Here is a 13,726-nt window from a genome sequence, read left to right on the forward strand (position 1 = left end):
CCTGCCTTGATCGCCAAACGGATTCCGGTCGCTCAGACGTACTCGGCAACGCGGACGTCGCGGGTGATCAGAAGTTCCTGCAGCTCCTCGGCATCAACTGTTTCCTGCTCGACGAGCAGCTCGGCCAGCTCATCGAGAACCGGTCGGTTATCAACCAGCACCTTGGTGGCTCGCTTGTAGGCGACATCAACAAGATCCGACACCTCCTGATCGATGGTGGATGCCGTGTCCTCGGAGAAATCACGCTCAGCAGCGATATCGCGACCCAGGAACATGCCGCCCTGGGCGCGACCCAGGGCAACCGGCCCGAGTTTGTCGCTCATCCCGAATCTTGTGATCATCTGGCGAGCGGTGGATGCCACCTGCTGGAGGTCGTTCGATGCGCCCGTGGTGACTTCGTCTTCTCCGTAGACAATCTCCTCAGCGACACGGCCGCCGAGGGCGACAGCCATCTGGTTCTGCAGATAGGCCCGGGAGTAAAGACCAGACTCCATGCGTTCCTCACTGGGAGTGAAGAAGGTGAGGCCACCGGCATTGCCGCGAGGAATGATGGAAATCTTCTGAACCGGGTCGTAGTCGGGCATCAGGGCACCAACAATCGCGTGACCGGCTTCGTGATAAGCCACGAGCCACTTCTTGCGCTCGCTGATCACGGCATCCTTCTTCTCAGGGCCAACCATGATGCGCTCGATCGCATCACTGATTTCATCGTTGCTCACTTCCGTGAGCTCACGGCGGGCCGCGAGAATCGCTGCCTCGTTCAGCAGGTTGGCGAGGTCAGCGCCGGTGTATCCGGGAGTGCGGCGGGCCACCTTGTCGAGGTCAACATCCTTGGCGAGGGTCTTGCCGCGGGCATGAACACCGAGGATCTGAAGACGGCCGGAGTAATCAGGACGGTCGACGGTCACCTGACGATCGAAGCGACCGGGACGCAGCAAGGCCGCATCAAGAACATCAGGACGGTTGGTGGCCGCGATGATGATGATTCCGGTATTGCCCTCAAAGCCATCCATCTCTGTGAGCAGCTGATTGAGTGTCTGCTCGCGCTCGTCATTTCCACCGCCGAGGCCAGCACCCCGCTGACGGCCGACCGCATCGATCTCGTCAATGAAGATGATGCAGGGGGCATTCTTCTTGGCCTGCTCGAACAGATCGCGAACGCGGCTCGCGCCGACGCCGACGAACATTTCGACGAACTCAGAGCCCGAGATCGAAAAGAAAGGAACTCCGGCTTCACCAGCCACAGCCTTGGCCAGAAGCGTCTTGCCGGTGCCGGGAGGACCGACCAGCAGACACCCCTTGGGGATCTTGGCGCCGACGGCTGTGAACCGCTCGGGGTTCTTGAGGAAGTCAACGACCTCCGTCAGTTCGAGCTTGGCGCCCTCGATGCCGGCCACATCGGTGAAGGTGACCTGCGTCGAAGGTTCCATCTGAACGCGGGCCTTGCTCTTGCCGAAATTCATGGCCGGATTGCCACCACCACCGGATTGAGCCCGGCGGAACAGAAAGAACAATCCACCCAGCAGCAGCAGCGGGAAGATCAGGCTGCCGGCTGCCTGCTGCCAGGCACTCGGCTGGCTCGAGGGCTGGACAGCGATATCAACGTTGTGCTCGGTCAGCAGACCCAGCAGTTCCTTGTCAGGAGCCAGGTTCACCTCGGCTCTGCGGCCATCGTTCTCAACAACCTGCGCTGTGCCGCGATCGGGTGAAATCAGGACCCGACTGACCTGATTCTCCTGAACGGCCTCGACGAAATCGCTGTAGCGCATGGTCCGCGCTTCCTGCTGGGTGTTGCCGCCACCGAGGAAGGCCGGGGCGATCACCACGATCGCCAAGACCAGCAGGGCCGTCAGACCGATGGTTCTCCAGCGCTTGTTCAAGGTTCGCCTGCTCAGTGAAGCAATGTTAACGGGTCTATGAGAGCTCAGGCCGACCGAAGCACCTCAACCACGCTCTTGAAGGCGAACCACTCAGGGATTTCCTCGCCGCCGCGCAGCATCTTGCGGAACTGGGTTCCGCTCAGCTTCTTCACATGCAGTCCGCGGGCCTCCGCGTGCTCAGCGGTGACGTATCCCTCTTCTTCGGTGTAGACGAGGTTCAGGGAGGGCACGGTCTCCATGGTGAGCTCTGGAGCGCACTCCTTGGCGAAGTTCTGGGCGTCGTAGGGGCCGTAGAAGTCGTCACCACTCAGGGAGGACTTACAGCCGGCCATGTCGCGGCCGATGATGAAGTGGGTGCAGCCGTAGTTGCGGCGGATGATCATGTGCTGCAGGGCCTCCCTCGGGCCGGCCATGTGCATGGCATAGGGCAGGTAGGCCCAGCGGATCCGGTCGTTGTTCACTTCGGCAGCCAGACGCTCGTAGGTCTGGAAGCGCACAGCACCGGGGATGTCGTCCTGCTGGGTGGGTCCGCAGGTGGGGTGCACCAGCACCACAGCGTTCTCGCTCACGTTCTGGGCATGCAGCGCCCGCGTGAACAGTTCGTAGTGCGCACGGTGGATCGGGTTGCGGCACTGGAAGGCCACCACGTCCTCACCGTCGGGGAGGTCAGCCCGCACCTCGGCCGGGGTCTTGCACGGGAACACGCGCTGGGGAAGCTCCAGACCCTTGAGGCTGCCGCCCAGGTAGAAGCGCTTGCGCTCCATGCTGATCATGCGAACCGCAGGGTGCTCGATCGACGTGGTGCCGTAACAGCCCTTGGCCTCCACAACCTTGTTCGGCTCCCACTTGTCCTCCACATGGAGAACAGCAAGCTCCTGCCCTTTGTAGGTGAGCAGAACCTTGTCGCCGACCACCACATCCTCGCGATCGGTGTCCATCACGATCGGCAGGCCGAACAGCTGACCTGCTGCCGTCCGGTGTCCGGCGACCACCGCGTCGTAATCCTCCTGATGCATGAAGCCGCGCAGGGGGGAGAACCCACCGACCGTGAGCAGCTCGACATCACAGGCATTGCGATCGGAGCATTCCAGGGTCTTGCCGGCCGATGCACGGATCGCACCACGATCCGATTCCGGCACCATCAGATCCACCAACGAACCGCCGTAGGGAGCGATCACGCCGGATCGCTGGGCGGCTGCAGAAGCGCTGGCTGTCATGAGTGAGGGTCCGAATCGGCGAGATTCTCCCAGACGGCTGCGATGAACACAAAAAAAGGGGCCCGAAGGCCCCTTCACAGTGAATGGACGGGTCGAAAGGGGATCAGGACTCTTCGAGACGGCCGTAAAGATCTCCGGTGATCTTGATGTCCACCACTTCACGGCCTCCCATGTCGGAGTCCGAGGGCTGAATGGCACTGAAAACGCCGGCGAATTCGCCTGTCTCAGGATCAACCTTCGTGATCGAGAGGCTCATGGTGCCAACACCATCGATGTAGCGCTTGTTGTTGTCCTTCTCCAACTGCTCGTCATCACCTCCCAGGGCCACCAGACCCTGGGCGTACTGCACGCCGGTGGTGAGGGCCCGGCCCTTGGGATCGATGAAGTTGCTGGTGCGGTAGCTGGGGGTGCGGTAGTTGCCCTCGAAGTCCGTGCTGGTGGTCAGGGCCGCGCCGTCCGCGGTGGCCTTCAGGGACTTGCTGGAGAAGGTGAAGGGAAACTCCTCGCCGCCCGGCACCAGGACGGTGATCGGCTGGAAGTCGATGCCACCTTTCTCCTGGAATTCCAGTCCGGCTTCGGTCACGGTGAGATCGCCGAAGACCTCATCCAGGCTGGAGGTGTAGCGCGTGAGGATCTTGCCTTCAACGAACTCAGCCTGTTGGCGGATGTTCTTGGGCTCCTCCTTCGCATACACCTGAACGGGATGCATGCAGACATCGCGCAGTTCGTAGCTGCCACCCACGTTGAGTGGAATCGAACCACGGGCGGAATCACCGATCGTGGGGCAATCGTTGGCTTTGCCCGTGTTGTGGATGTCGTCGTAGGTGACGTTGGACGCGCCACGCTGGACAGCTTCACTGTCACCACTGCAGGCCGTGGTGAAGAAGGTGAGGCAGAGCGCCAGCACGACGGCCAGCAAAGGACGGATGCGCATGGGAGAAGCCGGTCGGCTGGAGAACGCTGAGGTTCGGCTGATCGACTGATCAGACCGAGATTGGCGGATCCTACAAGGCTGAAATCGACTGCCAGGCTGGCCTTTTGCAGCTCTCAACAACTTGTCGGACGCGCCTCGAGACGGGGCTTCAGTGCCAGCAGGCGATCCAGCAGGTCATGGGCGAGGGCGAGCTTCGAGCGAACCGGCAGGTGCTCAGCCGCTCCGCCTCCGAGCAACCAGCCACCGTTCCGGTCAACGGAGAACCCCTGGTCGGGCCTGTCGATCGGGTTGACGAACAGAAGATCGCACCCTTTGTTGATGCGCTTCTCCTCCCCACGACTGAGCAGCTCCTCATCAGATCCGGTGAGCGCCGCGAAGCCCAGCAGCCTCTGCCCCGGTGGACGACGAAGCACCAGACCACGCAGGAGATCCGGAACCTCCTGCCAACCCGCCTGCATCAGGCCGGGGAGCTCCTGTTTGGCGGGTTTCTCCGCGAGCCCACCATCGCGGCGACGCAGATCAGCGACCGCGGCCAGCATCGCCACCGCATCGGCAGCGGGCTGGTGGCGAACCAACTCCCGCTCAAGATCCTGGGACGAGGAAATCGGATGGGCGTTCAACCCCTCCAGCCAGGCAGCAGGAACCTGCAGCGGGCCATGGATGAGATCCACATCGGCGCCGCGCATCCGGGCTGCCTGAGCCAGCAGAACACCCATGCGACCGCTGCTGCGGTTGCTGAGCAGCCGGGCTGCATCAATGCGCTCCTCGGTGGCTCCAGCCGTCACGAGCAGACGCCGCCCCTGCCAGTCGCGACGCACGATCGCCCCCTGGCCTTCGCCGTTCAACAGTGAGGCGGCTGCGAGTTCGATCAGCTGCGGATCCGCCATGCGCCCGTCACCGATCCGATCGCAGGCCAGCAGACCGGCTGAGGGCTGCAGGGGCATCACATTCGGGAAGCCGTGCAACGTCTGCCAGTTCCCCTGAACCGCAGGATGCCTCCACATGGCCGTGTTCATCGCGGCAGCGGCCAGAACCGGGCACTCGCAGGCCAGCAGGAGGCTGGCCAGCAGGCCATCCGCGAGGCCCTGGGTCCAGCGAGCCAGCGTGGAGGCGCTGAGCGGTGCCACCAGCACCAGCTCCGCCCACTCCGCCAGCTCGATGTGCAGTGGCCTGCTGCAGCTCGGGCTCCACTCGTCTCCATCCTGATAGCAGCGGTGACGACTGAGACTCGCCAGAGCAACCGGACTGACCAGTTCCGCAGCACTGGGCGTGACCAGACAGCGGACCTCGGCACCCGACTTGACCAGCGCGCTGACCAGCAGCGGAGTCTTGACGGCCGCAATGCTGCCGCTGGCGGCCACCAGCAGCCGACGACCCTGCAGCGGATCAGACGGCTGCTCAGTCCTCATCAAAAGGTTCCTGGTCAACCAGATGCACGTAGGGAGCCGTCAGATCAGGACGGTGGATGGCCAACGCCCGCAGCAGATGCCAATCGGACAGCCCATCGAACGGCGTGGAGTAGTCGTCCTCATCCAGACGTCGCGCAAGCTCCGCAACGGAGACCTCATCGAAGGAGGCAAGTCGTTCAGGCGTGATCGTTGCGCCGGCGGAAACGGACTGCATCGCTGCGATGGGAAGCTCATCGCCAAGTGTGGCCCAGAGTCCTGCAGCTAGCTTGACGTGGCGGGGAATTAGCTCAGTTGGTAGAGCGCTGCGATCGCACCGCAGAGGTCAGGGGTTCGAATCCCCTATTCTCCACTGCGGTTTTCCACACCTGCTGGAGAAGTCGGCGCCCCTTGGTGCTGACGGGGGTGTCGACACTCGTTCTGATCAGCGTTCTGGTGCGTCCTGTGGCACTGATCACCTATGCACTGTTGGCCTTTGCCGCGGGGATCAGTCAGGCGGATCAGAGCCGCCCTTGACACACAATGCGGTAAAAGGGAAGAGTGAAATTTCCTGTTGTCGATGTCGCAGTCGAAGCGTGAGCAGGTCGTCAGCCACCTGCGTTACATCCGTCAGGAGCTCCGTGAGATGCATCAGGGCGTCATGGAGGACGGTCTGCTTCCGGAAGCAGGCGAAGTCCGAGGGGTGATGGCCCAGATGGAGGCCCTTCTGGAGCTGCTCGAAGGCAAGTCATCCCGCAAGGCCAAGGCGGAGAGCAGCTGAGCCCTGACAGGCGGCTTGCCAAACCAATGCGGACAAGCTTTGCTGCGCCAGTCCCCATCACCCGGCTCGGGATCCTCCCGGGCTTTTTTATTGGAATCCCCTATCAGTAGCGGATGATGCCGGCACAAACCCTATCTGTGGTGTAGACAGAGTTCGGCAGGGTCCGCTGGTCGGGTGATGGGGATCACCGGAATCCATCCCTGCCTCTTTTCCAGCACTCCGAGACGATGATCTCCCGTCTCCAGTCCACTCGGCTCCAATCCAACCTCGGCCAGGCCAACCGTCGCCTGGAGCGTTGGGCGGGCAACCCCTGGCGGCGTCTGTCACTCCGGTTGATCGGCCTCCTGATCGGCTTCCTGTTGGGAACAGCCATCACCACGGTGTCCGGCGCGCTTGGTCAGATCGACCCGGTTGCGGCACTGCTGGTGGTGATCGGCACCGAATTCACCGTGCGTCTGCGACGACCGGCCCAGCCCGGAGAACGCTCTCCAGTGCTGTTCCAGATCCTGGACATGAGCCGGATCGGCCTGCTTTACGGCCTGTTCCTCGAGGCCTTCAAGCTGATCTGAACGAGGTGGTTCGCCGACACCGACAAAACAGGACACGCTTCATAGCCTTCGGATAAATCTGTTCGGAAGCCTCATGGCCGGCGATCATTTTTTCCTGGAGCTGGAGCCCCCAGAAGAACGCCTCCGTCATGCCCCCCATGTGGTGATCGTGGGCGGCGGCTTTGCCGGGGTGCACGCCTGCAAGGCTCTGGCCAAGGCCGATGTGCGCATCACCCTGATCGACAAGCGCAACTTCAACCTGTTCCAACCCCTGCTCTATCAGGTGTCCACCGGGCTCGTCTCCCGCGGTGACATCGCCACCCCACTGAGAGAACTGGTCGGCAAGCAGCGCAACGTTCAGGTGCTCCTCGGGGAGGTGACCAACGTCTACCCGGAAGGCAAGCAGATCGTCTTCAACGGCAAGGCCTACAGCTACGACCACCTTGTGCTGGCCACCGGTTCCGGCAGCACCTTCTTCGGTCACGACGAATGGCGCACCTTCGCGCCGCCGATGAAGATCCTCGAACACGCCGAGGAAATCCGTCGACGGCTTCTGATGGCCATGGAACAGGCGGAACAGACCCCGGATCCCGATGCGCGTCAGTTCCTGCAGACCGTGGTGATCGTCGGGGCTGGTCCCAGCGGCTGCGAAATGGCCGGTGCGGTCTCAGAGTTGATGCAGTGGGCTCTCAAGAACGCTTTCAAACAGCTCGATCCGAAGAAGACCCGGATCGTTCTGGTCGATCCCGGCGACCGGGTTCTGAGGGCCATGCCGGAGATGCTGTCGGAGGCAGCGCTGCGATCGCTCAAGAACGACGGCATCGAGTTCCTGCCCAAGGGCCGTGTGCAGACCATGCGCCCGGGCGAGCTGATCGTGGGCACCCCAAACGGTGATGTCCGCATCCAGGCCGCAACCGTGATCTGGACCGCGGGGGTGCGCGCATCCCACCTCGGCAAGAAACTCGCCGAAGCCACCGGCTGCGAAGTGGACCGGGGCGGACGGGTGATCGTTCAGCACGATTTCTCGATCCCGGACCATCCCGAGATCCGTGTCGCGGGTGACCTCAGCAGCTACAGCCACACCACCGACGGCAAGCCTCTGCCCGGCATGGCGTCTCCCGCCAAACAGGCCGGCACCTACATCGGCAGGGATATCGCCGCGATCGTCGCCGAAAGACCCAGACCGACCTTTCAGTACTTCGATTTCGGCAGCATGGCCGTGCTCGACCGAGCCAGTGCAGTCGCTGATCTTCGGGGCCTGCGCTTCGCCGACGGCATCGGCTGGATCCTCTGGGCGTTCGTGCACCTGGTGCTGATCCCCGAATGGGAGAACCGCATCTCCCTGTCGATCAAATGGATCTTCGCGCTGCTCACCCAGCAGCGCGCTTCCATCCTGCTCACCGGCATGCCCAGCCAGCACATGGCCCTCGATGCCGTGGACGCCCACTTCCCGATGCAGGCCGGTGAAGGGGTGTCGATCGCCGAGCCGGATGCCGCTCTCAAGGCGGCCATGGACTACTACTCCCACCAGATGACGGGGCATCCACAGACTCAGGAGCTGATGGACACCAGTGAGGGTTCTGATGCCGATTCGGCAGCGGCCATCAAGTAAAGGAGAGCCATGCGGATCGGCACGCCGTTCCGCACCTGTTCCTCAACCCGACACAGCGCCGGATCATCCAGCAGAGCGCCGGTCATCTCCACACCCCGGTTGACCGGCCCGGGATGCAGCACCGGCACGGTCTGTCCGCACTGGGACAACCTCTCGTGGCTGAGGCCGTAATCGCGGTGATAGCGCTCAAGGGTGGTGAGCAGCTGTTGGCCCATGCGCTCCTTCTGGAGGCGCAGCGTCATCACGGCATCCACCCCCTCGAGAGCCCGTTCCAGACGACGTTCCACCCGGATGCTGCCCCGCTGGGGAACAGGGTCCACGCTCTGACCCGGTGGCGGAGCCTTCACGAAATCCGCAAAGGCATCCGGCAACAGGCTGGCCGGGCCGCAGAGCACCACATCCGCGCCGCAGGCGGTGAGAGCCCAGAGGTTGGAGCGGGCCACCCTCGAATGGAGGATGTCTCCGACGATCAGGATTCGCTTGCCCTGCAGCGCTTCAGGCATGGGGTGCCTGGGATCGAAGTGGCGCGCCAGGGTGTAGAGGTCGAGCAGCCCCTGGCTTGGATGGCTGTGCAGACCATCACCACCGTTGAGCACAACGGTGCGTTCACCGGCCAGCTCGAGATCCCTGGCGAGCTGCCTCGGCACCCCGGTCGAGCGATGGCGCACCACAAGAACATCCGCCCCCATCGCCACATAGGTCCGCGCCGTGTCCAGCACGCTCTCTCCCTTGCTGAGGGAACTGCTGGAGGGCGAGAAGCTCTGCACATCCGCTGAAAGCCGCTTGGCGGCCAGCTCAAAGCTGCTGCGGGTCCGCGTGCTCGGTTCGAAGAACAAGGTGGCCACGAGGCGTCCCTGAAGGGCCGGCAGGCGACGCGCACCGGTGACCGGCAGCGATCGAAAGCGATGGGCCAGTTCCAGCACAGCCGCGTAGTCCTCCCGTGAGAACGCCGCCAGATCAAGGATGTGTCGATGGTGCCAACCGCTCATCGGCCGTACTCCTCATCGGGGAACCAGGCCAGGCCCCTCGCTGGTGTGCGATCCCCCTTGGCCCGGCGACTGACGCTTCGACTGGCCTGCAGATACCAGCGCAGCGGCAGCTGCTCGCCCTGAGAGATGCCGATGCGCGTTGTGGTCACAAGGGTCGGACTGGCGAGGGATGCCGGCCGCTGGGCCAGCCACACGTCATGTTGTCCGGTCACCGGCCGGCTGTCATGACCACGGTCGATGCCGAAGCGGCGGGCCAGCAGACCAGGCCCCGCGGCAACCCGTTCCGGCTCCCCGGGAACCGCCACGGCGCGGAGCAGCACCCCATTGGCCCAGTCCTGGCGGTCCGTGACCACGTTCACGCAGTGATGAATGCCGTAGCTCACATACACATAGAAGCGTCCAGGCGCTCCGAACAGCGTTTCGTTCTGGGGTGAGCGTCGTCGATGGCCATGACAGGCGGGTTCGTCCTGCGAATACGCCTCCGTTTCGACAATCACCCCCCAGAGCAGCTCGCCATTGGGCAGACGTTTCACCAGACGGCAACCGATCAGCTCCGGCCCCACCTCTTCAGCAGGACGGGCAAAGAACGCAAGGGGAATCGCATGCATGCGGATGACAGGCCGACGACACAGAGTCAGGGTGGTGACGACCCCACCGGGACGCCGCCATGAGCAGCAGCCTCCAGGCCCGCCGTGACGGGGTGTTCCTGGTGCTGGCGGGGTTGTTCCTCGGAACGCTCGGGATGCTCAACATCCTGGGGCTGACGCGATTTCTGCAGTTCGGCAGCATCGGCAACTGGCCGATCGTTGTGGCCGTCGGCGCCCTGCCGTACCCGATCACCTTTCTCTGCACCGATCTGATCAGTGAGCTCTGGGGGGAGCAGAAAGCGAATCAGGTGGTGTGGGTGGGTCTGCTTCTCAATGGCTGGGTGCTGCTGATCCTGTGGCTGGGTGGACTGCTGCCGGCGATGCCGGGCACATCCGAGACGACCTTCCGCACCATCCAGGCCCTGAGCTTCGGATCCATCGGAGCCTCGATGGTGGCCTATCTCACCGCCCAGTTCGTGGATGTGCGGCTGTTTCACTTCTGGAAGCAACTCACAAACGGCCGAGCCCTCTGGTTGCGGAACAACGGCTCCACCCTGGTGAGCCAGCTGGTGGACACCAGCGCTGTGGTGTTGATCAGCCACTACGGAGCTCACGTGCTGCCGGTGCGTCCCGGAGAGCCTGTGTTGCCGCAGCTGGGCAGCTTCATCGCCAGCGGCTACCTGTTCAAACTGCTGGCTGCCTTGGCCGACACCCTGCCGTTCATCTGGTTGACGGGGTGGCTGCGGCGCTGGCTGGAGGTACCCGGCGACGGGCGTGAACTGACCGCGGACCAATGCTGAACGCTGCAGCGAAGCGCCGTTGCCGCCAAGCTGATGCCATTGCACCGATCGCCATGGACATCGCGCTTTCCGGCTTCAACCTGGGCACTGTGCTGCTGGGCAGTGTGGTTCTGTTCCCGCTCGCAACCCTGTTCTTCGGAACCCGTGGCGGCTACTACAACACCGATCAGTACGACGGCAACGGCACCGCCCACTGAGCATGACTGCAAGCCTGCCCGGCCCCGCCCAGACCACCGAATCGATCCGTCTTGCCCTGCGCAGCTGGCCCGAGGTGGAGAGCTATCTGCAGACCTGCAAGGGGGTGATCATCCCGCTGGGGTCCACCGAACAACACGGCCCCACCGGTGCGATCGGCACCGATGCGCTCACGGCCGAAGCGATCGCCCTTGAGGTGGGCCGCCGCACGGGAGTGCTGGTGACACCGGCCCAGGCTTTCGGGATGGCTGAGCACCATCTCGGCTTCGCCGGAACGATGAGTCTCCAACCGGCCACGCTTCTCGCGGTGATGCAGGATCTGGTGCTCTCGCTGGCCCGGCACGGCTTCGAAAGGGTGTTCGTGATCAACGGCCATGGCGGCAACATCGCCACCACAAAGGCCGCTTTCGCTCAGGCCCACGGCACGGCCGCCAGCCGGGACCTGCCGGTGGCTCCGAAACTGCGCTGTCGTCTGTCCAACTGGTTCATGGCAGGACCGGTGATGCGACAGGCCCGCGAGCTCTACGGCAACAAGGAGGGACATCACGCCACCCCAAGCGAGATCGCCGTCACGCTCGCTGTGGAGCCCAGCCTGCAGAGCAAGCAGCGCGATCTCCCGGACCCGGCCCCCGCCGGACCGATCCACAGCCCGGAGGATTTCCGCCGCAGGCATCCGGACGGACGCATGGGGTCCCACCCCTTCCTGGCCACTCCAGACCATGGGGTCGCCCTGCTGGAGACAGCCGCTTCGGCATTGAGCGAGGATCTGCGCAGTTTCCTGAGCGAGGCATGAGCCGGATCTCCGCCGACGACGTGCGCAAGGTGGCCAAGCTGGCGCGCCTCGACCTTCCTGACGAGAAAGTCGCCACTTACACCACTCAGCTTGAATCAATCCTCGAGTACGTCAGTCAGCTCGAGAGCATCGACACCGAAGGCGTTCCTGAAACCACACGTGCGGTGGAGGTCACCAACGTGACGCGTGAAGACAGGGTCACACCAACTCCTGTGCGGGATGAGATTCTCAATCAGGCCCCCCAGCGCGAGGGAGATTTCTTCCGGGTTCCGAGGATTCTGGCTGAATGATCAGTGACCGATCGGACGTCTCGGCTCCGTCTTGATCGCTATGGAGTCGACGAATTCCAACCATCGTCTCTGAATCGCACCTGTCGGCATGAATCTGGCAACCCGTCGCATTTTTCCGCGGCGAGACTTGTGACTGCGGACGCCGACAAGAATGTCGTAGAGAAAGTTGTAGCCATCGCGGCGGGTTTCGAAGATACCGAGACGCTGCGGTGACCCTTTCGAATCCAGAAGCGGTTTGGTGGCCTCGTAGGCGGGCTTGTATTCAAACCAGGGAATCGAAGGCCAGAGGTGATGAACGAGGTGATAGTTCTGGCCCATGATCAGCCAGTTCATCACCCGCCCTGGATAGATCCGGGCGTTGGTCCATCGGTTGCGGGAGGTGAATGGCCGGTGCGGAAGGTAGTCAAAGAAGAGTCCGAGGGTGACTCCGACCATGAGAGCCGGTGCGAACCAGCAGTTGAAGATGAACGGAAGGAAATCAAATCGTGCGGCAGCGATCACGATCACAGCGAAGACGCTGCGCTCGAATCCCCACTGCAGCAGTTCCCAGCGTTTCCAGAGACGACGCTGAAAGAAAAACCACTCGTGATAGAAAAATCTTGGAGCAATCAGCCAGAGGGGGCCGAAGGTGCTCACGATGTGATCCGGATCGTTCTTGGGATCATTGACGTGGGAATGGTGTTCCAGGTGGACCCTGGTGAACACCGGGAAGCTGAACCCGAGCAGAAGGGCCGAACCGTGGCCCATCGCCTGATTGACCCACCGGTTGGGATGCGCTGCGTTGTGGCAGGCGTCATGAATCACCGTCCCTTCGAGGTGCAGGGCGAGAAACCCTGTGCAGAGGAGAACGGGCAGAGGCAGTCCGCCGACGAACCATCCCCAGATGGTGAACATCGCCAGGAGATAACCACCCAGAAACAACGCCACGGTGGGATTCCACACCGATGGGGGATCAACGAACTCCCGCGGAACCGATCGATACCCCGACCGGACCTGACGGAACTGCTGTCGATGAGCCGGGCTCTGGTTCATCCGGAGATCTGGCACCAAAGCTGAAACGGTCCGCAACCAAGGTAGGGAAAGGAATGCCCACCGGGGGACTTGAACCCCCACGACCTGGGCCACTGGTACCTAAAACCAGCGCGTCTACCAATTCCGCCAGGTGGGCCTGACCCGACTCTAGAGAGCGATCCACAATGAAGGCATCGACCTGGCGTGACCGATGCTTGCGACCCTCAGTGGCGATGTCTGTCTGCTGTTCGGTCTTGCCCTGCTGCTGCTGCCACTCCTGGCGGTGGAACTGAGCCGACCCCGGGATGGGGTGTGGGGGGCTGTGATCCTGCTGCTGGGTCTGGTGCTGGTGACCAGCAGCGACCGGTTGCGCGGCGCCCCGATGCTGGCGGTGCTCTGCGGTGGCCTCCTGGTCAGCCGCCTCAGTGCGGAGGTGGGGCAAAGCCGCTGGCGGGCCCTGAGTGCTGAAGAGCAGGAGCGCCTGAGTTCCCCGGACCACTGGCTGGCAGGACTGCAACAGCTGGGCGCCGCCTTCGGCAGCCTCGGCGAAGGGCTGGGAGGCCTGGCCAGGCAACTGAAACCCAGCGGCAAGTCCGGCGTGTCCGGGAAGCGATGGATCCGTGCCGATGGCGACCCGGCGACCCCTGAGCCGGATACCGAGCCCAGCTCAGCACCCGACGATGCCGAGGGCTGATAATCCCCAC

16 protein-coding genes and 2 tRNA genes are annotated in these 13,726 nt (G+C 63.2%); 9 read left to right on the forward strand and 9 right to left on the reverse strand.

All coding sequences use genetic code 11. From position 1 onward, the window contains the following. Positions 1 to 32: 32 nt before the first annotated feature. From ftsH to ACJ0G7_RS05675, 5 genes are all read right to left on the reverse strand, one after another. Positions 33 to 1,880 carry an ATP-dependent zinc metalloprotease FtsH gene (gene ftsH / locus ACJ0G7_RS05655; protein ID WP_407395392.1) on the reverse strand — a complete coding sequence of 616 codons (1,848 nt, stop codon included), beginning with the start codon at positions 1,878 to 1,880 and terminating at the stop codon, positions 33 to 35. Between the two features lie 44 nt (positions 1,881 to 1,924). Then, positions 1,925 to 3,097, reverse strand: a complete 1,173-nt coding sequence (gene sat / locus ACJ0G7_RS05660) for a sulfate adenylyltransferase (RefSeq protein ID WP_407395393.1) — start codon at positions 3,095 to 3,097, stop codon at positions 1,925 to 1,927. Positions 3,098 to 3,200: 103 nt separating this feature from the next. Beyond that, positions 3,201 to 4,031, reverse strand: coding sequence for a photosystem II manganese-stabilizing polypeptide (locus ACJ0G7_RS05665; protein ID WP_043694690.1), 831 nt, complete (start codon positions 4,029 to 4,031; stop codon positions 3,201 to 3,203). A gap of 113 nt (positions 4,032 to 4,144) precedes the next feature. Beyond that, positions 4,145 to 5,440, reverse strand: coding sequence for a bifunctional phosphopantothenoylcysteine decarboxylase/phosphopantothenate--cysteine ligase CoaBC (gene coaBC / locus ACJ0G7_RS05670; RefSeq protein WP_407395394.1), 1,296 nt, complete (start codon positions 5,438 to 5,440; stop codon positions 4,145 to 4,147). Continuing rightward, positions 5,430 to 5,654: a DUF2555 domain-containing protein gene (locus ACJ0G7_RS05675; RefSeq protein ID WP_043694684.1), complete on the reverse strand. Its 225-nt coding sequence runs from the start codon at positions 5,652 to 5,654 to the stop codon at positions 5,430 to 5,432. Before ACJ0G7_RS05675 ends, coaBC begins: the two co-directional genes overlap by 11 nt. 62 nt (positions 5,655 to 5,716) lie before the next feature. Here ACJ0G7_RS05675 and ACJ0G7_RS05680 point away from each other — a divergent pair. From ACJ0G7_RS05680 to ACJ0G7_RS05695, 4 genes are all read left to right on the forward strand, one after another. Further along, positions 5,717 to 5,789: transfer RNA gene (locus tag ACJ0G7_RS05680), tRNA-Ala, on the forward strand. A 207-nt stretch (positions 5,790 to 5,996) separates the two neighbouring features. Further along, positions 5,997 to 6,197, forward strand: coding sequence for a hypothetical protein (locus tag ACJ0G7_RS05685; RefSeq protein ID WP_028953540.1), 201 nt, complete (start codon positions 5,997 to 5,999; stop codon positions 6,195 to 6,197). Between the two features lie 227 nt (positions 6,198 to 6,424). After that, a complete protein-coding gene (locus ACJ0G7_RS05690) occupies positions 6,425 to 6,766 on the forward strand; it encodes a DUF565 domain-containing protein (protein WP_043694679.1) in 342 nt (113 codons plus the stop codon). Positions 6,767 to 6,839: 73 nt separating this feature from the next. Beyond that, entirely contained in the window at positions 6,840 to 8,357 is a 1,518-nt protein-coding gene (locus ACJ0G7_RS05695; protein WP_407395395.1) for an NAD(P)/FAD-dependent oxidoreductase, read from the forward strand. On the opposite strand, the gene ACJ0G7_RS05700 is transcribed toward ACJ0G7_RS05695, so the two are convergent. Continuing rightward, positions 8,297 to 9,346: an aspartate carbamoyltransferase catalytic subunit gene (locus tag ACJ0G7_RS05700; RefSeq protein ID WP_043694672.1), complete on the reverse strand. Its 1,050-nt coding sequence runs from the start codon at positions 9,344 to 9,346 to the stop codon at positions 8,297 to 8,299. The genes ACJ0G7_RS05695 and ACJ0G7_RS05700 overlap by 61 nt on opposite strands. Continuing rightward, positions 9,343 to 9,954 (reverse strand): DNA-3-methyladenine glycosylase, encoded by a 612-nt coding sequence (locus tag ACJ0G7_RS05705; protein WP_407395396.1) that lies wholly within the window; start codon positions 9,952 to 9,954, stop codon positions 9,343 to 9,345. Before ACJ0G7_RS05705 ends, ACJ0G7_RS05700 begins: the two co-directional genes overlap by 4 nt. A 59-nt stretch (positions 9,955 to 10,013) precedes the next feature. Here ACJ0G7_RS05705 and ACJ0G7_RS05710 point away from each other — a divergent pair, with 59 nt between their 5' ends. Genes ACJ0G7_RS05710 through gatC form a run of 4 tightly spaced genes read left to right on the forward strand, consistent with a single transcriptional unit; the run spans position 10,014 to position 12,011 of the window. After that, positions 10,014 to 10,733 carry a queuosine precursor transporter gene (locus ACJ0G7_RS05710; protein WP_084188023.1) on the forward strand — a complete coding sequence of 240 codons (720 nt, stop codon included), beginning with the start codon at positions 10,014 to 10,016 and terminating at the stop codon, positions 10,731 to 10,733. Then, on the forward strand, positions 10,727 to 10,930 hold the full coding sequence (locus tag ACJ0G7_RS05715; RefSeq protein ID WP_043694665.1) for a hypothetical protein: 204 nt from the start codon (positions 10,727 to 10,729) through the stop codon (positions 10,928 to 10,930). The genes ACJ0G7_RS05710 and ACJ0G7_RS05715 overlap by 7 nt, the downstream gene beginning before the upstream one ends. Positions 10,931 to 10,932: 2 nt before the next feature. Next, entirely contained in the window at positions 10,933 to 11,721 is a 789-nt protein-coding gene (locus ACJ0G7_RS05720; protein ID WP_407395397.1) for a creatininase family protein, read from the forward strand. Continuing rightward, entirely contained in the window at positions 11,718 to 12,011 is a 294-nt protein-coding gene (gene gatC / locus ACJ0G7_RS05725) for an Asp-tRNA(Asn)/Glu-tRNA(Gln) amidotransferase subunit GatC (RefSeq protein WP_043694658.1), read from the forward strand. The genes ACJ0G7_RS05720 and gatC overlap by 4 nt, the downstream gene beginning before the upstream one ends. Here the strand turns inward: gatC and crtR are convergent, their stop codons facing one another. Beyond that, positions 12,012 to 13,043, reverse strand: coding sequence for a beta-carotene hydroxylase (crtR, locus tag ACJ0G7_RS05730; RefSeq protein WP_407395398.1), 1,032 nt, complete (start codon positions 13,041 to 13,043; stop codon positions 12,012 to 12,014). 54 nt (positions 13,044 to 13,097) lie between these two features. Then, a tRNA-Leu gene (locus tag ACJ0G7_RS05735) sits at positions 13,098 to 13,179 on the reverse strand. Between the two features lie 54 nt (positions 13,180 to 13,233). On the opposite strand from ACJ0G7_RS05735, the gene ACJ0G7_RS05740 reads away from it, so the two are divergent. Beyond that, complete coding sequence (locus tag ACJ0G7_RS05740; RefSeq protein ID WP_043694650.1) at positions 13,234 to 13,716, forward strand: Ycf66 family protein; 483 nt, start codon at positions 13,234 to 13,236, stop codon at positions 13,714 to 13,716. The last annotated feature ends 10 nt before the right edge of the window (positions 13,717 to 13,726 follow it).

It is taken from the genome of Parasynechococcus sp. (genome assembly GCF_045559935.1).
In the GTDB taxonomy this organism is placed as follows: Bacteria; Cyanobacteriota; Cyanobacteriia; order PCC-6307; family Cyanobiaceae; genus Parasynechococcus.

What these genes read in the sequence shown, in the direction of transcription:
- sat (WP_407395393.1), bottom strand. Translation starts at nt 3,097, where the DNA reads ATGACAGCCAGCGCTTCTGCAGCCGCCCAGCGATCCGGCGTGATCGCT.
- ACJ0G7_RS05665 (WP_043694690.1), bottom strand. Translation starts at nt 4,031, where the DNA reads ATGCGCATCCGTCCTTTGCTGGCCGTCGTGCTGGCGCTCTGCCTCACC.
- coaBC (WP_407395394.1), bottom strand. Translation starts at nt 5,440, where the DNA reads ATGAGGACTGAGCAGCCGTCTGATCCGCTGCAGGGTCGTCGGCTGCTG.
- ACJ0G7_RS05675 (WP_043694684.1), bottom strand. Translation starts at nt 5,654, where the DNA reads ATGCAGTCCGTTTCCGCCGGCGCAACGATCACGCCTGAACGACTTGCC.
- ACJ0G7_RS05685 (WP_028953540.1), top strand. Translation starts at nt 5,997, where the DNA reads ATGTCGCAGTCGAAGCGTGAGCAGGTCGTCAGCCACCTGCGTTACATC.
- ACJ0G7_RS05690 (WP_043694679.1), top strand. Translation starts at nt 6,425, where the DNA reads ATGATCTCCCGTCTCCAGTCCACTCGGCTCCAATCCAACCTCGGCCAG.
- ACJ0G7_RS05695 (WP_407395395.1), top strand. Translation starts at nt 6,840, where the DNA reads ATGGCCGGCGATCATTTTTTCCTGGAGCTGGAGCCCCCAGAAGAACGC.
- ACJ0G7_RS05700 (WP_043694672.1), bottom strand. Translation starts at nt 9,346, where the DNA reads ATGAGCGGTTGGCACCATCGACACATCCTTGATCTGGCGGCGTTCTCA.
- ACJ0G7_RS05705 (WP_407395396.1), bottom strand. Translation starts at nt 9,954, where the DNA reads ATGCATGCGATTCCCCTTGCGTTCTTTGCCCGTCCTGCTGAAGAGGTG.
- ACJ0G7_RS05710 (WP_084188023.1), top strand. Translation starts at nt 10,014, where the DNA reads ATGAGCAGCAGCCTCCAGGCCCGCCGTGACGGGGTGTTCCTGGTGCTG.
- ACJ0G7_RS05715 (WP_043694665.1), top strand. Translation starts at nt 10,727, where the DNA reads ATGCTGAACGCTGCAGCGAAGCGCCGTTGCCGCCAAGCTGATGCCATT.
- ACJ0G7_RS05720 (WP_407395397.1), top strand. Translation starts at nt 10,933, where the DNA reads ATGACTGCAAGCCTGCCCGGCCCCGCCCAGACCACCGAATCGATCCGT.
- gatC (WP_043694658.1), top strand. Translation starts at nt 11,718, where the DNA reads ATGAGCCGGATCTCCGCCGACGACGTGCGCAAGGTGGCCAAGCTGGCG.
- crtR (WP_407395398.1), bottom strand. Translation starts at nt 13,043, where the DNA reads ATGAACCAGAGCCCGGCTCATCGACAGCAGTTCCGTCAGGTCCGGTCG.
- ACJ0G7_RS05740 (WP_043694650.1), top strand. Translation starts at nt 13,234, where the DNA reads ATGCTTGCGACCCTCAGTGGCGATGTCTGTCTGCTGTTCGGTCTTGCC.